The organism is Sulfitobacter sp. G21635-S1 (assembly GCF_027213915.1).
Lineage (GTDB): Bacteria > Pseudomonadota > Alphaproteobacteria > Rhodobacterales > Rhodobacteraceae > Sulfitobacter.
On record NZ_JAPWGV010000024.1, the window covers coordinates 78,795 to 99,669 of the forward strand.

At 63.8% G+C, this 20,875-nt stretch carries 18 protein-coding genes; 4 read left to right on the forward strand and 14 right to left on the reverse strand.

The genetic code is table 11. The features are described from left to right. Window position 1: 1 nt before the first annotated feature. The 5 genes from O4H53_RS20405 to xylF form a co-directional block, all read right to left on the reverse strand. Entirely contained in the window at window positions 2–346 is a 345-nt protein-coding gene (locus O4H53_RS20405; protein ID WP_269366758.1) for a hypothetical protein, read from the reverse strand. A gap of 121 nt (window positions 347–467) precedes the next feature. Next, on the reverse strand, window positions 468–1,904 hold the full coding sequence (gene xylB / locus O4H53_RS20410; RefSeq protein WP_269366760.1) for a xylulokinase: 1,437 nt from the start codon (window positions 1,902–1,904) through the stop codon (window positions 468–470). Further along, window positions 1,904–2,653: an ATP-binding cassette domain-containing protein gene (locus tag O4H53_RS20415; protein WP_269366761.1), complete on the reverse strand. Its 750-nt coding sequence runs from the start codon at window positions 2,651–2,653 to the stop codon at window positions 1,904–1,906. The genes xylB and O4H53_RS20415 overlap by 1 nt, the downstream gene beginning before the upstream one ends. Continuing rightward, window positions 2,654–3,955 carry a sugar ABC transporter permease gene (locus O4H53_RS20420; RefSeq protein ID WP_269366763.1) on the reverse strand — a complete coding sequence of 434 codons (1,302 nt, stop codon included), beginning with the start codon at window positions 3,953–3,955 and terminating at the stop codon, window positions 2,654–2,656. It lies immediately after the preceding gene. A 139-nt stretch (window positions 3,956–4,094) separates the two neighbouring features. Next, window positions 4,095–5,126, reverse strand: a complete 1,032-nt coding sequence (xylF, locus tag O4H53_RS20425) for a D-xylose ABC transporter substrate-binding protein (protein ID WP_114275931.1) — start codon at window positions 5,124–5,126, stop codon at window positions 4,095–4,097. 208 nt (window positions 5,127–5,334) lie between these two features. Between xylF and O4H53_RS20430 the strand changes: the two genes are divergently transcribed. After that, a complete protein-coding gene (locus O4H53_RS20430; RefSeq protein ID WP_269366766.1) occupies window positions 5,335–6,600 on the forward strand; it encodes an ROK family protein in 1,266 nt (421 codons plus the stop codon). Beyond that, window positions 6,597–8,081 (forward strand): CRTAC1 family protein, encoded by a 1,485-nt coding sequence (locus O4H53_RS20435; protein WP_269366768.1) that lies wholly within the window; start codon window positions 6,597–6,599, stop codon window positions 8,079–8,081. Before O4H53_RS20430 ends, O4H53_RS20435 begins: the two co-directional genes overlap by 4 nt. A gap of 112 nt (window positions 8,082–8,193) precedes the next feature. On the opposite strand, the gene O4H53_RS20440 is transcribed toward O4H53_RS20435, so the two are convergent. From O4H53_RS20440 to O4H53_RS20460, 5 genes are all read right to left on the reverse strand, one after another. Beyond that, window positions 8,194–9,525 (reverse strand): cytochrome-c peroxidase, encoded by a 1,332-nt coding sequence (locus tag O4H53_RS20440; RefSeq protein ID WP_443069622.1) that lies wholly within the window; start codon window positions 9,523–9,525, stop codon window positions 8,194–8,196. 382 nt (window positions 9,526–9,907) lie between these two features. Next, on the reverse strand, window positions 9,908–11,395 hold the full coding sequence (ggpS, locus tag O4H53_RS20445; RefSeq protein WP_269366770.1) for a glucosylglycerol-phosphate synthase: 1,488 nt from the start codon (window positions 11,393–11,395) through the stop codon (window positions 9,908–9,910). Next, window positions 11,385–12,149 (reverse strand): HAD-IIB family hydrolase, encoded by a 765-nt coding sequence (locus O4H53_RS20450; RefSeq protein ID WP_269366772.1) that lies wholly within the window; start codon window positions 12,147–12,149, stop codon window positions 11,385–11,387. The genes ggpS and O4H53_RS20450 overlap by 11 nt, the downstream gene beginning before the upstream one ends. Beyond that, window positions 12,149–13,279: an NAD(P)H-dependent glycerol-3-phosphate dehydrogenase gene (locus O4H53_RS20455; RefSeq protein WP_269366774.1), complete on the reverse strand. Its 1,131-nt coding sequence runs from the start codon at window positions 13,277–13,279 to the stop codon at window positions 12,149–12,151. Before O4H53_RS20455 ends, O4H53_RS20450 begins: the two co-directional genes overlap by 1 nt. A gap of 170 nt (window positions 13,280–13,449) precedes the next feature. Beyond that, window positions 13,450–13,608 (reverse strand): hypothetical protein, encoded by a 159-nt coding sequence (locus O4H53_RS20460; RefSeq protein ID WP_269366776.1) that lies wholly within the window; start codon window positions 13,606–13,608, stop codon window positions 13,450–13,452. Window positions 13,609–13,698: 90 nt separating this feature from the next. On the opposite strand from O4H53_RS20460, the gene O4H53_RS20465 reads away from it, so the two are divergent. Together O4H53_RS20465 and O4H53_RS20470 are read left to right on the forward strand one after the other, a co-directional pair. Then, window positions 13,699–14,592, forward strand: a complete 894-nt coding sequence (locus O4H53_RS20465; RefSeq protein ID WP_269366778.1) for a UTP--glucose-1-phosphate uridylyltransferase — start codon at window positions 13,699–13,701, stop codon at window positions 14,590–14,592. A gap of 34 nt (window positions 14,593–14,626) precedes the next feature. Next, a complete protein-coding gene (locus O4H53_RS20470) occupies window positions 14,627–16,285 on the forward strand; it encodes an alpha-amylase family glycosyl hydrolase (RefSeq protein WP_269366780.1) in 1,659 nt (552 codons plus the stop codon). A gap of 54 nt (window positions 16,286–16,339) precedes the next feature. Here O4H53_RS20470 and O4H53_RS20475 read toward each other — a convergent pair whose 3' ends face one another. From O4H53_RS20475 to O4H53_RS20490, 4 genes are all read right to left on the reverse strand, one after another. Next, window positions 16,340–18,097, reverse strand: a complete 1,758-nt coding sequence (locus O4H53_RS20475) for a TRAP transporter permease (protein ID WP_269366782.1) — start codon at window positions 18,095–18,097, stop codon at window positions 16,340–16,342. A 57-nt stretch (window positions 18,098–18,154) separates the two neighbouring features. Next, window positions 18,155–19,105, reverse strand: a complete 951-nt coding sequence (locus O4H53_RS20480) for a TAXI family TRAP transporter solute-binding subunit (protein WP_269366783.1) — start codon at window positions 19,103–19,105, stop codon at window positions 18,155–18,157. 80 nt (window positions 19,106–19,185) lie between these two features. Next, window positions 19,186–20,025, reverse strand: coding sequence for a sulfotransferase (locus O4H53_RS20485; RefSeq protein WP_269366784.1), 840 nt, complete (start codon window positions 20,023–20,025; stop codon window positions 19,186–19,188). Window positions 20,026–20,182: 157 nt separating this feature from the next. After that, window positions 20,183–20,563 carry a rhodanese-like domain-containing protein gene (locus O4H53_RS20490; protein WP_269366786.1) on the reverse strand — a complete coding sequence of 127 codons (381 nt, stop codon included), beginning with the start codon at window positions 20,561–20,563 and terminating at the stop codon, window positions 20,183–20,185. Window positions 20,564–20,875: the final 312 nt, after the last annotated feature.

A 20,875-nucleotide genomic window follows, 5' to 3' on the forward strand; every position in this document is an offset into this window, starting at 1 on the left:
TTCAAAGAAAACGACCCGGAGTTTTCAAAAACTCCGGCGCGCGGCGAGGCACGGTCAGGAAAACGACAGCCGAAAGCGCCGGACCCAGGCACAAGTGCTGCCGCCAGCCGTACGTTTTCTTCAAAGAAAACGGACCGGAGTTTTCAAAAACTCCGGCACGCGGCAACGCACGGTCAGGGAAACGACAGCCGAAAGCGCCGGACCCAGGCACAAGCGCTGCCGCCAGCCTTACGTTTTCTTCAAAGAAAACGGCCCCGGAGTTTTCAAAAACTCCGGCGCGCGGCGAGGCACGGTCAGGAAAACGACAGCCGAAAGCGCCGGACTTTGGCAGAAGCGCTGCCGCCAACCTTACGTTTTCTTCAAAGAAAACGGACCGGAGTTTTCAAAAACTCCGGCGCGCGGCAAGGCCCGGCAAGCGCTCAAAGGGTCATCACCCCCGGCGCGCTGGCCGGATCAGGCCGCAGCCCTCAGTCCAGATCCCGGATCACCGCATAGGCCGCCCGGTAACGCGCATGGCCATCGGCCATCGCATCGCTCAGGGCCGGGTCAGGTGCCATGCTGCGCGCGATCGGGGGTTTGGCGGCAATCTCCGCCCCGGCTCCGGTCGCGGCCATCTGACCCAGCCGCGCCGCACCCATGGCCGCACCGAAATCGCCCGCCTGCGGCACCTCCAGCGGAAAGCCCAGGGTGCTGGCCAGCATCGACAGCCAATGATCCGACCGTGCCCCGCCGCCCAGCGCCAGCGCGCTTTCGATCCGCGTGCCGGTTGCCCCCAGGGCGAGGTTGCAGTCTGCAAAGGCATAGCTGACCCCCTGCAATACCGCACGGGCCGCCGCGCGGGCATCGGTGGCGTGATCCAGATGCAGGAACTGCCCCCGGATCGCCGCATCATTATGTGGTGTGCGCTCGCCGCCCAGATAGGGCAGGAACAGCGTTCGGCCCGGAGCCTGCACATTTCCCAGATCGCGGGTCAGATCGGCCGCCGATTGCCCGGTCAGCCGCGCCAGCCATTCCAGGGCATCGGTTGCCGCAAGGATCACCCCCATCTGGTGCCAGGTATCCGGCACCGCATGGCAGAAGGTATGCACCGCTGTCTCCGGGTCGGGGCGATAGCCGTCATTGGCGGCAAAGAGCACGCCCGAGGTGCCCAGCGACAAAAAGGCGGTGCCATCACGCACCACCCCTGCCCCGATGGCCGCTGCCGCATTGTCCCCGGCACCGCCCGCCACCACCGCGCGCGGCAGGCCCAGCTCTGCCGCCAGATCGGCACGCAGCCGGCCCGAAACCTCCGACCCTTCGACCAGCGTCGGCATCTGCGCGCGGCCAAGATGGCACGCCGCCAGCAGATCATCGGACCAGTCCCGCGTGCCGGTGTTCAGCCAGGCGGTTCCGGCGGCGTCGGACATTTCCGACACATGTTCGCCGGTCAGGAACAGGCGCAGGTAATCCTTGGGCAGCAGCACTTTGGCGATCCTGTCAAAAACCGCCCGCTCGTTTTCGCGCACCCATTCAACCTTGGGCGCGGTAAAGCCGGGAAAGACGATGTTGCCGGTGATCTCGCGGAACTGCGGCTGGGCATCCATCGCGGCGGCCTGCACATGGCTGCGGGTGTCGTTCCACAGCATGCAGGGCCGCAGCGGCGCGTCATCGGCACCGATCAGCGTGGCCCCATGCATATGCCCCGACAGGCCGATGCCCGCGACGCCCGAACAATCATGCGCCGCCGCCAGGGCGCCCAGCGCCTGCACCGCCGCATCACACCAGCTTTGCGGGTCCTGCTCGGACCAGCCTGTGCCGGGGCGCTGCACGCTCAGCGGCACCGCATGTTCCGCCAGCACCTCATGCGCGTCGTTTATCAGGATCGCCTTCAGCGAGGATGTTCCCAGATCAAGGCCGATGAACATCAGGCGGCCTCGCGCGGGTTCTTGCCCAGGATGATCATCGACAGGATGTCATCCTCCGTCACATCCTCGACCCTTTCGGTGCCGACCATCTGGCCGTTCTTCATCACCGCCACGCGGTCGCACAGCTCCATCATCTCGCGGGTGTCATGGCTGATCAGGAAAATGCCCAGCCCCTGTTTCTTCAGCTCCTGGATCAGTTCGGCCACCATCGCGGTTTCATGCACCCCCAGCGCCGCCGTGGGTTCATCCATGATCAGGATCCTGGCGTTGAAATAGACCGCGCGGGCAATCGCCACCGACTGGCGCTGCCCGCCCGACAGGGCCGACACCGGCTCTTTCAGCTTCTTGAAGTTGGGGTTGAGCCGCGCCATGATCTTGCGCGTCTCCGCCTCCATCCGGTCGTCATCGACAAAGCCGAGCCCGGTGATCAACTCGCGTCCCAGAAACAGGTTGCTGGCGGCATCCAGATTATCGGCCAGCGCAAGCGTCTGGTAGATCGTCTCGATGTTGTAGTCGCGGGCGTCGCGGGGCGAATGGATCGTGGCACGTTTGCCCTCGATCCAGATCTCGCCGGAATCCATCTTGTAGGCCCCCGACAGCATCTTGATCAGGGTCGATTTTCCGGCCCCGTTATGGCCCAGCAGCCCCACCACCTCGCCTGCGTGCAGGTTGATGCTGACATTGTCCACCGCCTGCACCCCGCCAAAGGCGATGGAGACGTTCTTCATTTCGACCAAAGGTGTCGTCATTTACTTGGCCCCCATTCTCTTGCGATACTGAATGTCGATAAAGACCGCAAAGACCAGCACCGCGCCCACCACGATGTTCTGCAAGGGCGCATCGACCCCCACCATCGCCATGCCCGATTGCAGCGACTGCATGATCAGCGCGCCCAGGATCGCGCCATAGATCGTGCCGATCCCCCCCGACAGCGCGGTGCCGCCGATGACTGCCGCCGCGATCACGCGCAATTCGTCCAGCGTGCCCAGGTCGTTGGAATGGTTTGCCAGCCGCGAAGAGGCGACGATGGCGGAAATGGCGCAGAGCACGCCCATCAGGGCAAAGATCTTGACCGTGAGGAACCGCGTATTGATCCCCGACAGCTCCGCCGCATCCGGGTTGCCGCCGGTGGCAAAGATATAGCGGCCAAAGCGGGTGCGCCGCGCAATCACGGTCATCACAACCGCGATGCCCAGCAGCAGCAGCACCGAAATCGGCAGCCCGTAGACAGGGTTGCAGCCCTCGGCCACCTCGCAACCGTATTTTGCCGGGTCGCGCGCCACCACCCGCTCCGGCACGCCGTAATTGGTCAGGATCGCGATGAACCCCGCAATGGCAGCGGTGGCGATCACCGCCAGCGTCACCTCGGCCCAAAGCGGCTTGACCGGAAAGTCATGCGCCACCTTCACCCGGCGGGCGTTGAAGATCAGGATCACGGTGGCCGCAATGGCGATGACACCCAGCCCCCAGCTCAGCGGTCCGCCAAGGGTTCCGTTGATGCCGCCGAAGGTCATGAAGGTACTGTCCAGCGGCCCGATGGTCTGGCCCGCCGTCTGATACCAGCCCACGTTGCGCCAGATCAGGAAACCGCCCAGCGTCACGATAAAGGCGGGAATGCCCTGGTATCCGATCAGCCAGCCATTGAAGGCTCCGATCATCCCGCCAAAGATCACACCCACGGTGATGGCGATCCACGGGATTGCCCAATGGCCGATCTCCAGCCCGAGGCCCGGCAACCAGCGCACCTGCGTCATCGCCATCAGCGCCGAACAGGCCGCGAGGATCGCGCCGACGCTCAGGTCGATGTGGCGCGTGACGATGACAAAGACCATCCCCGTCGCCATGATCGCGACCGAAGCCGTCTGGATCGTCAGGTTGAAGATGTTGCGCGGCGTCAGGAAACGCCCGTCAGTCAATACGTTGAATACCAGCGCCACCAGAATGAAAGCCCCGATCATGCCCAGCAAACGGGTGTCGATCTCAAGCGAGTTCAGAAAGCTGCGTTTGGGGGCTGTCGGGCTTGGCCGGGTGTCGGTCGTGGAATCGGTCATGTCTATGGCCTTCGCATATGGCGCGACGGGCCCCTGCAGGGCCGTGCGGCGCGGTGCGGAATCAGGGGGTGTGCATCAGCTGCGCGGCGCGCGGCTGAATGATATCTCGGGGGCGGCGAGGGCCGCCCCCGGATCGCGGTCAGTTACAGGGTGCCGGACCGTCGGTCACGCCCTGGCACAGGGCCTCCTGGGTGATCCAGCCCGCGTCGGTCACGACGGTCAGGTTGTCGGCGGTCACCGGCACCGGGGCCAGGAACTTTGCCGTCAGCACGGTGCCGCCCGGCGATGTCCATTCCTGCGCGCCCTCGACGGCAGACATTTCGGTGCCGCCTGCCAGGGCCACAGCGATTTCACCCGCAGCCTTGCCCAGCTCGCGCGCGTCCTTCCAGACGGAAACGGTCTGTGTCCCCTTGGCGACGCGGTTCAGCGCGGCGTGGTCGCCGTCCTGACCGGAAACCGGGATGCCTTCCATGCCCTGCGCGGTCAGCGCTGCGACAACGCCACCGGCGGTGCCGTCGTTGGAGGCGACAACCGCATCGACGTTGTTGTCGTTCGCCGTCAGGATCTGCTCCATGTTGCGCTGCGCGTTGGCAGGCAGCCAGCCGTCCGTATAGGCTTCATCGACGATGGTGATCTTGCCCGCGTCGATGGCCTCCTGCAGCACTTCCTGCTGGCCGCCACGCAGGAAATCCGCGTTCGGATCGGTGGGCGAGCCCTTGATCATCACGTAATTGCCTTCCGGCTGCGCCTCGAACACGGCACGGGCCTGCATCCGGCCCACTTCCACGTTGTCGAAGGTCAGATAGAAGGCGCGGCTGTCTTCGATCAGCCGGTCATAACCGACAACCGGAATCCCCTCGGCCGCGGCGGCATCCACGGCGGGGCCGATCGCGGCACTGTCCTGCGCCAGAATGATCAGCGCATCGACGCCCTGGGCGATCAGGCTTTCCACGTCCGACAGTTGCTTGGCCGAGGATGATTGCGCATCGGCAGAGACATAGGTCGCGCCGGCAGCTTCCAGAGCGCCCTTGATTGCGGCCTCATCGGTTTTCCAGCGCTCTTCCTGGAAATTCGACCAGCTCACGCCGACCGTCATGCTGTGACTATCCGCCCAGGCGAATGATGTGAAACCTGCGACCGCAACGCCAGCCGCGAGCATTTTTTTGAACATGTCGTCCTCCCTTATGATTCCCCCTGTCGCGCAGGAGGCGAGTCAGTTGACCCTGAGAATAAGGTCGCTCAATTTATTTTAGCTGTCAAAATAATAATTCTCAAAACGCTCTTATATTCACAGATTTTCCTTCCCAAACGCCAAAGTCTTCGCCAAAATCATAAGAAGCGGCCCATTGACGGGTTATTTATGTTTAGAGACTGAATTTATGGACGGCCATAGTACTGATCTCGCAGAGAGCCCGCTGCAAGGATGCGGGCCGCAACTGAGCAAAGGGCGGGCAGCTAACACCCCGCTGCGTGTCCAGATTTTCGATTATGTACGCGCATCCGGTTCCGCTGCAAGGGCCGACATCACCCGCGCGCTTGATATCAGCGCAGGCTCCGCCACCACCCTCACGGCAGACCTGATTGCGGCGGGATTGCTGCGCGAGGTCACCGGCATGACGCGGGAGGCCGGGCGCGGCCGCCCCCCCGTCGCGTTGCAGGTCGTGCCCGACGCGGCCCATGTCATCGGGATCAAGCTGTCCTACAACCGGCACACCGCGGTGCTGACCGATTTTGCGGGCAATATCCTGGCGGACACCGCGCTGCCCACCACCCAGGCCGTTCACTCCATGCCGCAGCTGATGGAAGAGATCGGCGCGCTGATCGACCGGATACTTGCCGAGAGCGGCAAGGCCCTTGCCGACATCCGCGCCGTCGGCATCGGCATGCCCGGCATCGTCGAATTCGATACCGGCACCATCGCTTGGTCGGCCCTGCTGTCCGAACGCGACCAGAACCTGCGCGCGGCTTTTGCAACGCGCTTCGACATGCCGGTCTATATCGACAATGACGCCAATATGCTGACCCTTGCGGAACTCTGGTTCGGCGAAGGACGGCAGAAAAGCGATTTCGCGGTGGTGACCATCGAAAACGGCGTCGGCATGGGGCTGGTGCTGAACAACCGCCTCTATCGCGGCGCGCGGGGCATGGGCCTGGAACTGGGTCACACCAAGGTGCAGCTAGACGGCGCGCTCTGCCGCTGCGGCCAGCGCGGCTGTCTTGAGGCTTATCTGGCCGATTATGCGCTGGCGCGCGAGGCCGCAACCGCCCTCGGCCCCGGCACCGACACACCGCAAAGCAGCCAGATGCTGCTTGAAACCCTGTTCCAGAATGCCAAGGCCGGGAACCGCGCCGCACGCACCATCTTTGAACGCGCCGGGCGGTATTTGTCTGTCGGCCTGTCAAATGTCGTGCAATTGTTCGATCCTGAGCTGATCATCCTCTCGGGGGAGCGGATGCAATACGACTACCTTTATGCCACCGAAGTGCTGACGGAGATGCAGGAGCTGACCCTGTCAGAGGGCCGCGCCCCCTGCGAAGTGGCGATCCACGCCTGGGGCGATCTGGTCTGGGCGCGGGGCGCCACCGCGCTGGCGCTCGCGGCACTGACCGACACGCTGATCGGCGGAGAAGGGGAGACAACATGAAACGCGCGCTCCTGCTCGCCTGCCTCATCGGCACCACGGCCCAGGCCGGCCCGCTGTTCGAGGACATGTCCGGCGCCCTGCCCGCGCACAGCTATACCGGCGGCTGGGAACATTTTGTCGGCGGCGGCGTCGCGGTTTTCGATTGCGACGGCGACAGCCTGCCCGACATCTTTGCCGCAGGCGGAGAGGCCCCTGCCACCCTGATCCGCAACCGGGGTGATTTCCGGTTTGAAGCCGCCCCCCTGCCCCCGCTGACCGGCGTCACCGGGGCCTATCCCATCGACATGGATGCCGACGGGCGGATGGACCTTTTCGTTCTGCGCGCAGGCCAGAACATCGCCCTGCGCGGCGGTGCCGATTGCAGCTTTGCGGATGCCACCGCGCAATGGGGCATTCCAGCCGATACTCGGTGGAGCACGGCTTTCACCGCATGGTGGGAGGCCGGTGAGAGCCGCCCGACCCTGGCCATCGGCAACTATGTGGACCGCAACGACCCCGATGGCCCTTTCGAGGCCTGCGATGAAAACACCATTCTGCGCCCCGTCGCAGGCGGATATGAAGCCGCGCCGCTCACGCCGGGCTTCTGTCCCCTGTCGATGCTGGCAGCACGGGATGCACGGGGCCGCCAGACGCTGCGCATCTCCAACGACCGGCACTATTACGTCAAGGGCGGCCATGAACAGATGTGGGACATCGCGGAGCGCCGTTTTCTGGGGCCGGAGGACGGCTGGCAGAACGTGGCGCTCTGGGGCATGGGGATCGCCTCGCGCGATCTTACCGGGGATGGCGCGGACGAGGTGATGCTGACCTCCATGGGCGACCAGCTGTTGCAGATCGCCCAGCCCGACGGCACCTATGCCGCCGCCCCCTATGCCATCGGCACCTATGCCCAGCGGCCCCATACCGGCGGTGACGGACGCCCCTCCACCGGATGGCACGCCGAATTCGGCGATGTGGACAATGACGGCCGCGCCGACCTGTTCATTGCCAAAGGCAACGTGGACCAGATGCCGGGCCTGGCCACCCGCGACCCCAACAACCTGCTGATGCAACAAGCCGACGGCACTTTCACCGAAAGCGCGGCAGAGGCCGGGGTGGCCACCGTCAAACGGTCACGCGGCGCGGCGCTGGCGGATTTCGATGGCGACGGGCGGCTTGACCTGCTGGTGCTGAACCGCCGCGCCCCGCTTGAGATCTATCGCAACGTGACCCCCGAGACGGGCCATTGGATTGGCATTACACTGAAGCAGAAGGATGGCAACCGCGATGCCATTGGCGCCGTGATCGACCTGCGCAGCGGCCCGCTGCGGCAATCCCTGCAACAGGTGATCGGCGGCGGTCACGCGGGCGGTCAGATGCTGCCGCGTCATTTCGGATTGGGCACGGCGGAGAGTGCGAAAGTCACGGTCACCTGGCCCGATGGCAGCAGCACGGCACATAACCTCGGCACGGGCATGACCCACCTCATCGAAAAGCCCTAGCGAGGCACCCCGCCCCGCGCGCGGTGTTAACCAAACAAAAATGTTTATTAACAATGCACTGGGGTCCACATGGCGAACCTTCTGGTTTCTTATTACCTAGAGTCAGGTCCCGCTACTTCTGCACCGGCAATCCGCTGGGCACGGTTTCGGGGATGCCCAGCCGCCCGTCGATTGCCACCGGGTCGGTCAGCGTATCCAGAAAGGCGACAATTGCAGCGATATCTTCCGGGGAAAGCTGCACCGATGGCACCCGGACCGCCGCCAGAATCGCGGCAAGCTGATCAGGGTCATGCATCACGGTGAAATCCTCGGCCTCGAAACGCGGCAGCACGGCCTGCCCTTCGTCATACCCCGCCAGCCCCGCCGCCGGGTCCGCATGGGCGGCGACAAAGGCCCGCAGATCACCATGCCCGCCCGCGTGACCATAGGGCGCCGTCAGCGCCACATTGCGCAGCGACGGCGTGCGAAAGGCATAAAGGTCCGCCGGATCCCCCGTCACCCGAAAGCGGCCCTCGTCGCGGTCATTGTCCTCGAAACTGGCGGATTTGCCGGGGCCGATCTGCGGCGCGCCCATGGCGTGAAAATCATGATCGGTCAGGAAGGGGCCGCTGTGGCAACCGGCACAGCCGGCTGTGCCATAGAACAGCTCCATCCCGGCTCGTGCCGCGCCCTCAAGCACCGCCTCGCCACGCAGGACCGCATCGAAGGGCGCGGTATCGGAGCGCCACTCATGCTCCATGAATGCGGCAAGCGCGTTGGAAATATCCGTGAAGGCGATGTCATCCGGGCCCTTCACATGCGGATAGACCGCCGCGAAACGCCCGGCATAGGCGGGCAGTGCCGCGACCCGGCGCGCGATCAGGTCCCAGGCGCCGCCGGGCCCGGTGATCACCCCCTGCCGCACCGCACGTGCGACGTCGTTCTCGCGGTGCGATCCGGCCATCTCGTCCCGGCTGAGGACCGGAAACATCGTCTGCGCCGACAGGGCAGAGGCAAAGCCGGTCACCATGTCGGCGTCCATCGGCGTGCGCAGCCCGCCGGGCCAGTCCGGATCGGCCTCAAGCCTGCCGTCGTGAAACAGGGAGGTGAACTGGTGAGCGCCGAGGTTGAACAGCCCCGGCGCGTTGCGCGGAATGCGCTCTTCCGGCAGGTTGTCCGGGTCGGCCCTGCGCTCGGGCCCCATCCCGATACCGCCATCCCCCAGAGACAAGGACACCCCGTCACTGGTGCCGAAATCCGGGTGGTGGCAGCTTGCGCAGGAAACACTGCGGTTCCCCGAGAGGACCGGATCGTAGAACAGCAACTGCCCCAGCCGCGCCTCTTCCAGGTCGACGGGGCGGTAATCGCTGTCGGTCACCGGATCAGGCAGACCCTGCGCCATCACGATGGCAGGCCAGCAGGCCAGCCCGACAAGGATCTTTCGCAATGACGATACCCGTTTCATGCCCGCCACCATAGCCGATGCATGGACATAGAAAAGGGGTCAGGCGGATTTGGCGTCATGTCAGATGCGTAAACCGCCCGACCCGGCGAGGGGCCAAGTGGTCATTCGTGAGAAGTGCCGCGAAGGGCGGGAGCGCACCGAGCCTGTGCACTAAAAGTCCAAACCCATTGCCAAAGCAAAGCTTTGGCAGCGCCCGAACCGCCCCCACGGGGCGGGCGCTTCGCTTCCGCCCCTCGGTTCGGGCGCGACCTGTTTCGGATGTTGGACATGGCAGCAAAGTCCGCTCACCTGCCCTCGCCCCATACCGCACCAAAGGTCCGGTCTGGGGCGGAATTGCCTGACACGCCCCCCTGACATGACCCGGAAAATTCGACACGAAGGGTCAAGAATTCACGGCATGCGAGACGTCGAACTGGTGCTTGTGCTCCTCCGCCCAGGCATCCAGCGTATAGCGGAACACCGCCTTGCGCAGTTCGACCATCCGCGCGCGGCGTTCCTCCTCGGGCATCTCCAGCGCGGTAAGGATCGCATTGTCCATGGACCGGTGCGAAAACGGATTGGTGATCACCGCCGAATGCAATTCCACCGCCGCACCGGCAAATTCCGACAGGACAAGAACCCCGTCCCCGTCGCTGCGTGCGGCGACAAATTCCTTGCAGACCAGGTTCATCCCGTCCACCAGCGGCGTGATCCAGGCCACATCCGCCGCCATGTAGTAGGACAACAGCTGCTCGAACGGAATCGCCCGCGAGATCAGCGCGATGGGTTGCCATTCCAGCGTGCCGAAGCGGCCGTTGATCCGGCCTGCGGTTTCCTCGATCCCGGTCTGGGTGCGCGCATAGGCCGACATTTTCCGGTCGGCGCTGACCGAGACATGCATCAGCCTGATCTTGCCGCGCAGGTCCGGGTTGTCTTCCAGCACCCGCTCGAAACTTTCCAGCTGGTCCACACCACCCTTGGTGTAATCGGTGCGCCCGACCGAAAGGATCAGCCGCTCATCCCCCATGCCCTCGCGAATCTCGCGGGCTTTCTGCTTCAGTTCCGGCTCCTCCGACCGCCCCGAGATATAGGCGGCGCTGACCCCGACAGAGGCGGAGCTGATCGCGATCTTGCGCCCGTCCTGGGTGATCGAGGTCGGCACCCGCCGCTCGCTCAGCGCGGTGCCGTCCGACACCAGCTCGGGGGCGACATGGCCGATGGTGATATCGTCCAGATCGAAGAGCGAATTGGCAACCGCCACGAAGTTCGAGGCATAGCGCGGGATGTGAAAGCCGATGATGTCGCATTTCAGCAGGCTGTCCACGATCTCGCGCCGCCAGGGCAGCACGTTGAACATATCCGCCGCCGGAAACGGCGTGTGGTGGAAAAAGCTGATCGTCACATCCGACCGCAACTGGCGCAGATAGCCCGGCACAAGCCAGAGGTTGTAATCATGCACCCAGACCCGCGCGCCCTTGCCCGCCTCGCGCGCGGCGGCTTCGGCAAAGGCCCAGTTCACCTCGCGGAAAGTGGGCCAGTCGACGGGATCGTAATTGAACTTTTCCTTGAAGCTGTGAAGGATCGGCCAGAAGGCCTCCTTCGAGGAGACATGGTAAAAGCTTTTGACCTGGGCCTCGGTCAGCGGCAGGCGGGACACATTGTAGGTGCCGTGATTGTCGTTGATCTCCACCACTTTCTCGAAACCGGGGTTGGCCGGGTCTTCTGCCAGTTTCCAGGCGATCCAGGTGGCATGTTCGGCGGTGCCGAAAAAGCTTTTGAGCGTGGGCACAATGCCATTCGGGCTCTTGTTCTCGCGCAGGACCGTCTTGCCGTTTTCCTCGACTTCTTCGTAGGGCTGGCGATGGTACACGATGACCAGATCAGATGACATCAGTCAGTATTTCCTTTGCATCGGGATGAAGATCAAAAGCGATCATGGCCTCGACGATCCCGGCTGCGCCGATGCCCTTGGCGTGGTGTATCCGGGGCAGATCCGGCAGCGCCTCGATCAACCTTGCTTCTGACCCGCCGACAGCGACGGCGGGTGTGCCCGCCACCAGCATCGACAGATCGTTCAGCGTATCACCGGCGGCCAGAACCCGTTCGGGCGGCAGCGACAGGTGCTCCAGCAGCCGCAACAGCGACGGCCCCTTGCTGACCCCGCGCGGCAACACGTCCAGATAGCGGTTGTCCGAAATCAGGACATCATGGCCCATGCCGTCAATCACCTCCGCCGCGCGCGGATCGTAGCTTTCGGGATCATAATCGAAACTGACCCGGTAGCGAAAGGCGGTCTTCTGCTCGGTCAGCCCGGGGAAAGATTTCAGCGCCGCGCGCACCGCATCGCCGCTGTCGTTCCATTGCGCGGCGATTTCGCGTTCCAGCGTGTCGATCGGCGTGATCCCCTTTTGCGGATGCACCCGGGCGATGCTGGTGCCCACGTCGCAGACCGCATATTCGGGCCAGGGCAGCTCATTGGAGGAACACATCTTGTGGATGAATTCCGGGTCCCGGCCGCTGACGAAGACCAGACCAACCGTGTCCCGGTTGTCTTCGATCCAGCGATAAAGCGCGCGGCGGTCGGCCTGGGTGCCACCCAGAAAGGTGCCGTCCAGATCGGTGGCCAGTACAAATGGCTTATCCATCAGGCCACCCCCCCGTCGAGACGGGTCATGGATTTATGCGCCGGGTTGTTCAGGGTCAGGTCCATCGCCCGCGGCTCTGCCGAGATCGGCTGGGTCCAGAGCTCTGCAAATGCCGCGTTCAGATCGCGCCCCTCGTGCAGGATGCCGAACACCGTCTCGCAGATCGGCATTGCCACCCGGACCCGTTTCGCCAGATCAATGACGGAGCGGGCATTGGCCTCGCCCTCGACCACCACCGGCGCGCCGTCGAAACACTGATCGCGCGGGATGCCCTGACCCAACTGCACCCCCAGCGACATGTTGCGCGAGGTCTGGCTGGAGCAGGTCAGGGTCAGATCGCCGGTCCCGGCCAGGCCGGTGACCGTCTCGCGCCTGCCGCCCAGCGCCTCTGCCAGCACCTTCATCTCGTCAAGGCCCCGCGTGATCAGCGCGGCGCGGGTGTTCTCGGCAAATCCCGCACCCGTCATCATGCCGCAGCCGATGGCGACCACGTTCTTCACCGCGCCGCCGATTTCGACCCCGACCAGATCGTCGGAGATATAGGTTTTGAAAAAGCCCGTGCTCATCGACAGCGCCAGCCGCGCGGCGGGGCTGTGCGAGGGCTCAAGCCGGTCCTTGTGGCTGAATTCAAAGGCGACGGTGGCCGCCGTCGGATGGCCCAGCGCTGTTTCGCGCGCAAAGGTGGGGCCGGAAATGGTGCCCACGGGCACATGCGGCATCTCTTCCGAGACGACCTGGGACATCAGATAGCCTGTCGTGGGTTCGATCCCCTTGGTGCAGATCGCCACCGGCGTGCCATGTTTGACCAGACCGGAAATGCGCGATGCCATGGCACGCACCGCGCCGGAGGGCACCACCAGCAGCACCGCATCCGCGCCGTTCAGCGCAACCTCCAGATCGTCCGTGGCGGTCAGGGACGGGGGCAATGCGATTTCGGGCAGATACTTTGCATTCACATGAGAGCTGTTGATCGACTGAACAGTCGCCCGGTCGCGCGCATAAAGCTGCACCGCCCTGCCCGCCTTTGCCGCAACGCTGGCCAGCGCCGTCCCCCATGCGCCACCACCGATCACCGCAATCCGGGCATAGGGTTGTTCCTGGGTCGGCAGCATCTTGATTTCTGCTGTCATATCTTGAACTCCTCTTGTGCCAATACATCGACGCGGCCCCTGGCCGGGACCGATCCATGCATCCGCTCTTCATGCTCAGCTACTGACCTAACGGGATGTTGTGTCAGTTCAATGCGCGACGCCGAGAAAGCCGGAATTCGCCCTGATCCCGTCCGAATTTCGCATATTTTTTAGGCAATCCGCGGAATGACGCGCAATCCTTGCTCATCCCCTGCGCGGGTGCCGCAGCGCAACACCGCAGGTTTAATATATTGAAATGTTGTGATTTTCCGACCTGGAAAGCCGATATCCGCCATCCCTGAGCCGTGGCGCTCGGCGGTTCTGCGCATTTATCAAGCAGGCGCGCGGCCCGGTTTTTTTGACTTTCTGCACCTGCAGCCTTACCTCTTTCCGAGTGTTGGAAACAGGAGTGAAACGAAATGACAAAGACAGTGCGCACAGCGATTTTTCCGGTTGCCGGCATGGGCACCCGTTTTCTGCCTGCAACAAAGGCGGTTCCGAAAGAGCTGTTGCCTGTTCTCGACACACCATTGATCCAATATGTGATCGACGAAGCCCGAGATGCCGGGATCGAACGGATGATCTTTGTCAATCACCCCTCCAAATCCGCCATCGAACATTACGTGATGCATGACATCGCCCTGGGCGAGACCTTGTGCCAGCGCGGAAAGAACAAACTGGCCCAGCAGCTGCATGATGCCGCCCTGGACGAAAGCAAGCATGACATCGTCTTTGTCCACCAGCACCAGCCCCTCGGCCTTGGCCATGCGATCCTTTGTGCCGCCGAACACGCGCTGCCGGGGGCCGTCGCCGTGCTGCTGCCGGACGATCTGATCCTCAGCGGCAAGGGCTGCCTGAGCCAGATGATCGAGGCCTACAAGACCGCGCCGGTCGACCATATGCTTGCCACCCTCGAAGTGCCGCGCGAAACGGTTTCGAGCTATGGCGTGCTGTCGATTGCCAAGCATGACAATGCGCTGGCCTATTGCGACGGGCTGGTCGAAAAACCGGATGCCGATCTGGCCCCCTCCACCACCGCCGTGGTCGGCCGCTACATCCTTGACGGCGGCATCTTTGACACCCTGCGCCGCCAGAAACCGGGTGCGGGCGGGGAAATCCAGCTGACCGATGCGATTGCCGCCGATATCGGCAGCAAAAGCGTGGCGGGCTATCGCTTTATCGGCAAACGGTTCGATTGCGGGTCAAAGGACGGTATGCTGAGCGCGCAGTTGTTCCTGGCCCAGCAGGACGCCCAGTTCGCCCATGTGATCGGCGATTTCCTGAGCGCGAACCAGCAGATGAGCGTCGCCTGACCGCAAGCGCCAGGAAAGGACTGTAACAGCAGACATGACAGAACCAGAATCCCCCGATCCCGACTGGTGGCGCGGCAGCGTCATCTACCAGATCTATCCGCGCAGCTTTCAGGACAGCAATGCGGACGGTATCGGCGATCTTCAGGGGATCGTGCAGCGCATCGGCTATGTGGCGAGCCTGGGTGTGGATGCGATCTGGATCTCGCCCTTCTACCGCTCGCCGATGAAGGATTTCGGCTATGACGTCAGCGATTACTGCGACGTCGATCCGATCTTTGGCAGCCTGGCGGATTTCGATGATGTGATCGCGGCGGCGCATGATGCCGGGATCAGGGTGATCATCGACCTGGTGCTGTCCCATACCTCTGAACAGCACGCCTGGTTTGCCAACAGCCGCGCCTCGCGGGATGGGTCGCTGGCGGATTGGTACGTCTGGTCAGACCCGAAACCGGATGGCACCGCCCCGAACAACTGGCTGTCGATCTTTGGCGGCTCGGCCTGGCACTGGGACCCGCGGCGCGAACAATATTACCTGCACAACTTTCTGGCCTCGCAGCCCGATCTCAACCTGCACAATCCGCATGTGCAATCGGCCCTGCTGGAGGTCATGCGCTTCTGGCTCAACCGCGGGGTGGACGGGTTCCGCTTTGACACCGTGAACTTCCTGTTTGCCGACAAGGATTTGCGCGACAATCCCGCACTGGAGAAGGAGCAGCGCAGCGACATCCTGACGCCTTCCGTGAACCCCTATAATTACCAGGATCACGTCAATTCGAAGAACCGCCCCGAAACGCTGGATTTCATTGCGCGCATCCGGGCCTTGCTGGACGAATACGACGCGGTCACATCGCTTGGCGAAATCGGGGATGCCACCAAGGGCCTGCAACTGCTGGGAGAATACACCAGGGGCGCGGACCGGCTGCACATGTGCTATGCCTTTGAATTCCTCGCGGCGGAACCGCTGAACGCCTCGCGCGTGGCGGAGGTGCTCTATGCGGTCAACCAGGTCGCCCGCGACGGCTGGCCCGCCTGGGCGTTTTCCAACCATGACGTGATGCGCCATGCCAGCCGCTGGGGCCTGTCCCCCGCCGCGCAGCGGCTTTATGCGACACTGCTGATGTGTTTGCCGGGGGCTGCCTGCCTTTATCAGGGAGAGGAGTTGGGGCTGGAGGAGGACGATATCTCTTTCGAAGACCTGCAAGACCCCTATGGGCGTGAATTCTGGCCCGAGTACAAGGGCCGCGACGGCTGCCGCACGCCGATGGTCTGGGACCAGACCGAAAGCAATGCAGGTTTTTCCAGCGGCGTGCCCTGGTTGCCGCTGAGCAATGAGAACCGCCACCGCGCGGTGCATGCGCAGGAGGCGGAGCCGGGGGCGATCCTGCATCATTACCGCAATGCCATCGCCTTTCGCGGCAAGCACGCGGCGCTCAAGGTCGGGCGGCAGGAGGGCGTCTATGTCTTTACCGATGTGCTGCATTTCCAGCGGGTGACGGAGGAGGAGACGATTTTCTGCGCCTTCAACATGTCCGACACCCCGTCGATGCACAGCCTGCCGTCGGGGACATGGAAGACCATCGGCCGCAAGATCGGCAGCGCCAGCCCCTCGCCGGACGGGCGGCTGCATCTTGGTCCCTGGCAGGTCTGCCTGGCAAAGAAGATCAGCGAAGCGGCCCAAAGCGCCCCGCCTTGAACGTGAATCGCCGATACCGGATGTATCAGGTGAAAGGCAGGACGCCGTGAACCGTCAGAGCGCCAGCCGGGCAAAGATGATTGCCGCACCGGCGGCAAAGAGCCCCGCGCGGATGGCGATGCCACGCGGCGAGATCAGCGCCGATGACATCAGCGCCAGCCCGGCCCCCACCTGCACCAGCGCGACGCCTGCCATCAGTGGCGCGCTGCCCAGTGCGATCAGGTCGGGATTGGCGATCATCGCCAGCGGGATGACATAGAGCCCGAAGCCCAGGGACATCGCGGTCACCGCCACCTTGAGCCAGTTTTCCCCGATCATGCCCGCCGCGATGAACACCGCGCCGCAGACCGGGGGCGTGATGGTGGACAAGAGGGCAAACCAGAAGACGAAGAGATGCGCCTGCAGCGGCACCAGCCCCAGTTCGATCAGGGCGGGGCCCGCCACTGACACGCAGATCACATAGGCCGCTGTCGTCGGCACCTCCATCCCCAGCACCAGACAGGCCACGGCGGTCAGCAGCAGCGCGGGCCAGAGCATGCCCCCCGATCCAGAGAGGATCAGCGAGGTGATCTTGACCCCAAGGCCCGTGATCGAGAGCACGCCGATGATGATCGAGGCACAGATGATGATGGCCGCGATCATCGAGACCTGCCTTGCCGCGTTGAGCATGGCGCTTTCGATCCGCCCGCTGATCCCGCGCCAGGTGCCGATGCCCTGCGCGTTGAAGAAGAGCAGGGCAAAGGCCGCAAGGATTGCCATGGTCGCGGCATATTGCGGCGTCACCTTGATCCAGAACATGCCCCAGAGCAGTACGGTGAAAGGCACCGCAAAGAAGGCCGATGTGATCAGTACATCGCGCAGGGCGGGGCGGTCTTCCGCCCGGATGCCCGACAGGTTGCCGCGCGACGCATAGGCGTTCACGCCGACCCAGACCGCCCAGAAGTACAGCAGCGCAGGCAGCACCGCCGCCGCCATGATCGCGGTGTAGGGCACGCCCGTCAGCTCCACCATCACAAAGGCCCCTGCCCCCATCAGCGGCGGCATGATCTGCCCGCCGGAGGAGGCGACCGCTTCCACCGCTGCGGCAAGGCGCTTGGGGTAGCCAAGGCGCGTCATCGCGGGCAATGTGATCGCCCCGGTCGAGGCGACATTGGCCGAGGCCGAGCCGGAGATGGAGCCGAAGAGCGCCGAGGAGAGGACCGATACCTTGGCTGCACCGCCCTTGAGCCGTCCGGCAGCGGCGGCGGCCAGGTTCATGAAACCCTGCCCCGCCTCGCCCGCATTCAACGCCGCACCAAAGATGACAAAGATCGCCACCACGCTGACGGAGACGCCCGTCAGGCTGCCCCAGATGCCGCCTTCGGCAATGGTCAGCGTGCCCAGAAAACTGGGCAGGGGCGTGCCGGAATGGCCGAATTCGCCCGGAATATATTGCCCATACAAGCCGTAGACCAGCGCCAGCAGCGCGACCAGGGGCAAGGGCCAGCCGATGGCCCGGCGCGCGGCCTCCAGCACCACCACCAGCAGGGTCACGGCGATGCCGGTCTGGAACGGCCCTTCGAGGAAACCGTATTGGTCTGACAGCATGTTGTGCGACAGGGCCACCCAGAGGCTCGCCCCGATGCCCAGCACCGCCAGAACCGCCCCGCTGCCCCACATCAGCCGCGACTGCCCCGCCCCCAGCAGGATCCAGGGCAGCGCCAGCGCCAGGTGCAGCGGGCGGCTGACCAGATTGGGCACCAGCCCCGAAAAGATCAGGCCAAGGTGAAAGACGACCAGCACAAGGGCCGCAAGAAAGGCGATAAGACGCATCAGGGAGCCTTCGACAGCAGAAAATGGGCGCGCGGGGATCCGGCGCGCCCGGGCGCTTTACATCTGCGCGTCGCTCAGGGTCCAGCCCATTTCCTTGTAATAGCGCACGGCGCCGGGGTGCAGCTTGCTGGTGATCGTTTCCATCAGCCCCTCGTCCACCGCGTTCCACCAGGGCGCGGAGGCGCCCATCGCGTCACGCTGTTCCCAGAACGTCCTGGTCAGCGCATAGGCGGTGTCATCGCTCATCTTGGTGGTGGCAAAGGCGACAACCGGCAGCGATGTGGTGACGATATCGCTGTCCTGCCCGGCATAGGTGCCTGCCGGGATCACCAGCCTTGTCCGCTTGGTTTCCGCGATCTGCGCGTCGCTCAGCGACAGGACGGTGACACCGGTGGTTGCCGCTGCCTCGACCACATTGGGTGCCGGATAGGAGCCGGCGGTGACAAAACCGTCGATCTGCCCGTTCTTGAGCGCGGCAACCGCGTTGGACAATTCCGCATCGGCCAGGTTCACCTTGCCTTCCAGACCAAAGAGTCCGAGATATTTCTCGCCTTCGGTCGCACCGAAAGAGCCCTTGCCCAGCAGGATGGTCTTGCCCTCCATCCCGGCAAAATCGGTGACGCCGCTGGCGTCCGACATCACGAAATGCATGGTCAGCGAGGGGATCGGGAAGAGCGCGCGGATCTCGTCAAAGGCGGGATCGCCCTTGCCCTCGAACATCGCCTTGCCCTGCTGGGCAAGCCCGACCAGCGCAGGCGGCGTGGTAAAGACATAATCGCCGCCCCGCGCCCGTACTTCCATGACGTTCTGGACCGAACCCTGGCTTTCCTCGACGGTCACGATCACGCCGCCATCGGTGCCTTCCTTCATCGCCTCGGCGATCTGCACGCCCATCTGATAATAGGACGATCCGGTCTTTGCGGATTTATAGGTCACACGCTCCTGCGCCGTGGCAAGGCCTGCGGTCACAACCAGCGCGAGGCTGGCCAGAACAGGTGTCAGTTTCATGGTAAATTCCTCCCTCGGAAATATCTGCGGCCACTGTTCCACTCTCCGCGCCGCGCTTCAAGCCGCGAGGTTGGATTTGATCAGTCCAGGACTTCTGCCAGCGTATAGCCAAAGGTCGCGGCCCGCGCGCCGCAGATGTCCCAGACCCGGCGTGCGGCATCCGCATCCATCTCGATCACGCCGGCACGCCCGGCATCCACCGCAAGCGGCGGCGCAGCGGCGGGTGCCGCACGGTAGAGGAACCCGGAGAGGGCGGCAGCGGTCGTGTCGGGATGATCAAGCGTATCTTCGAAACGGACCACATGCAGCTCGGGATCACCATCGAATGTGCGCGCCATCAGATCGGCCTGATGCAACCAGCTGAAGGCATTGTGGATATGGGTGCTGTCCGTTTCGATCAGCGCGGGGTCGCGCCCGGCATGGACATAGGCCGCAGGCAGGGCCGCCCTTCCCATCGGATTGTTCATGCGCGAGGTCATATGGGTGCGCCGCAGGCTGGCGCGCACCGGATGGCGCACCAGATGCAGGCATTGCGCATGGGGAAAGGCCGCCCTGGCCAGATCGCAGATCAGCGTGGTTTCGGGCAGTTTCCACCCCCAGTATCCGCTTTCCACCTGCCCCGCGCGCGCCAGCACCTCAGCCGCCGTTTCATGCAGTTGCGTGATATAGCCAGCCCGCCGCGCGGCATCGGGCGGCACCTCGCCCGACATCACTTCGATCGCGATGGCATAGATCGTCTTGACCCATTCCACGGAATCAAAGCTCTTGTTGATTTCCGAGCCGAGGAAAACGCCCTGCCCCTGGACAAATTCCGACAAAAGCCGGGTGCCGCCACCGCCGCGGCCCAGCAGGATGACAGGGCGGCTTTCGCCCATCAGCTGGCCACCGGGGCCCCTGATGGCGGATGAACTGTTGGTCATATGCGGCATCCCTGTCCTGCGACTGCCCCTGTTTAGCGTCAGGCAGGTCAGGCGGAAAGGCCCTGGGCGGGGCCGTTCCGTTCTGTTGCCGACAGGCCGCGCAAGCGGCGGCGGGCAGCGTGATCCCTGGCAGGGCCGCCTGCCGCAGGACCGTTTGTCAGCCTTCTTCGGTGGGGCCGCCCGCCTCTTTCCAGCCGGGGAAGCCGCCGATGTTCGTCACATTGGTATAGCCCATGTTCTGCAGGGTCTTTCCCGCCAGTGCCGCCTGGCCGCCCGCCCCGCAGATCAGATAGATTTCGCCATCCTGCTTCAGCGCCGGATTGTAGAATTGTTCCATCGCGGGATCGGCACGAAATTCGATCATGCCGCGCGGAATGCGATGCGCGCCCTTGATCGTACCGCTTTTGGCAATGTCGGCGCTGTCGCGCACATCGACAAAGACACCGCCCCCCGCCGCATGTCTGGCAATCGCATCGGCCACCGCCATCTTCGGCACGGTTTCATTGGCTTCGTCCAGGTAGTCTTTTGCAGTTTTCATGATCGCTCTCCTTCAATGGGTCCTTCCGGGAACTAGGTCGTGTTGACATGCATTGTCGCCCACCCGTTTCAGTCCAAAATTGCTCAGTTCCAGGCAAGAGAGCGCAGGAATAGCCAGCTATTTCAAGCTCTCTTTGCGCGCCCCGCCTTGAAATTGAAGCGCCAATACCCTGCCGCGCTACGCGCTCTCGGGACATTGGCGAAGTGATTTGCCTTATAGTAAAGGCGGGACGCTGTAACGCAGAAATGGGCAATTTTGGCGAAACCCCTGCGGGGCGCGGCGGATTTTGCCTCTGCCCTCCCGGATGTTCGC

What these genes read in the sequence shown, in the direction of transcription:
- xylF (WP_114275931.1), bottom strand. Translation starts at nt 5,126, where the DNA reads ATGTTCAAAAAAATGCTCGCGGCTGGCGTTGCGGTCGCAGGTTTCACA.
- O4H53_RS20430 (WP_269366766.1), top strand. Translation starts at nt 5,335, where the DNA reads ATGGACGGCCATAGTACTGATCTCGCAGAGAGCCCGCTGCAAGGATGC.
- O4H53_RS20455 (WP_269366774.1), bottom strand. Translation starts at nt 13,279, where the DNA reads ATGACAGCAGAAATCAAGATGCTGCCGACCCAGGAACAACCCTATGCC.
- xylB (WP_269366760.1), bottom strand. Translation starts at nt 1,904, where the DNA reads ATGTTCATCGGCCTTGATCTGGGAACATCCTCGCTGAAGGCGATCCTG.
- O4H53_RS20485 (WP_269366784.1), bottom strand. Translation starts at nt 20,025, where the DNA reads ATGACCAACAGTTCATCCGCCATCAGGGGCCCCGGTGGCCAGCTGATG.
- O4H53_RS20480 (WP_269366783.1), bottom strand. Translation starts at nt 19,105, where the DNA reads ATGAAACTGACACCTGTTCTGGCCAGCCTCGCGCTGGTTGTGACCGCA.
- O4H53_RS20490 (WP_269366786.1), bottom strand. Translation starts at nt 20,563, where the DNA reads ATGAAAACTGCAAAAGACTACCTGGACGAAGCCAATGAAACCGTGCCG.
- O4H53_RS20465 (WP_269366778.1), top strand. Translation starts at nt 13,699, where the DNA reads ATGACAAAGACAGTGCGCACAGCGATTTTTCCGGTTGCCGGCATGGGC.
- O4H53_RS20470 (WP_269366780.1), top strand. Translation starts at nt 14,627, where the DNA reads ATGACAGAACCAGAATCCCCCGATCCCGACTGGTGGCGCGGCAGCGTC.
- O4H53_RS20420 (WP_269366763.1), bottom strand. Translation starts at nt 3,955, where the DNA reads ATGACCGATTCCACGACCGACACCCGGCCAAGCCCGACAGCCCCCAAA.
- O4H53_RS20415 (WP_269366761.1), bottom strand. Translation starts at nt 2,653, where the DNA reads ATGACGACACCTTTGGTCGAAATGAAGAACGTCTCCATCGCCTTTGGC.
- ggpS (WP_269366770.1), bottom strand. Translation starts at nt 11,395, where the DNA reads ATGTCATCTGATCTGGTCATCGTGTACCATCGCCAGCCCTACGAAGAA.
- O4H53_RS20460 (WP_269366776.1), bottom strand. Translation starts at nt 13,608, where the DNA reads ATGCGCAGAACCGCCGAGCGCCACGGCTCAGGGATGGCGGATATCGGC.
- O4H53_RS20475 (WP_269366782.1), bottom strand. Translation starts at nt 18,097, where the DNA reads ATGCGTCTTATCGCCTTTCTTGCGGCCCTTGTGCTGGTCGTCTTTCAC.
- O4H53_RS20440 (WP_443069622.1), bottom strand. Translation starts at nt 9,525, where the DNA reads ATGAAACGGGTATCGTCATTGCGAAAGATCCTTGTCGGGCTGGCCTGC.
- O4H53_RS20450 (WP_269366772.1), bottom strand. Translation starts at nt 12,149, where the DNA reads ATGGATAAGCCATTTGTACTGGCCACCGATCTGGACGGCACCTTTCTG.
- O4H53_RS20435 (WP_269366768.1), top strand. Translation starts at nt 6,597, where the DNA reads ATGAAACGCGCGCTCCTGCTCGCCTGCCTCATCGGCACCACGGCCCAG.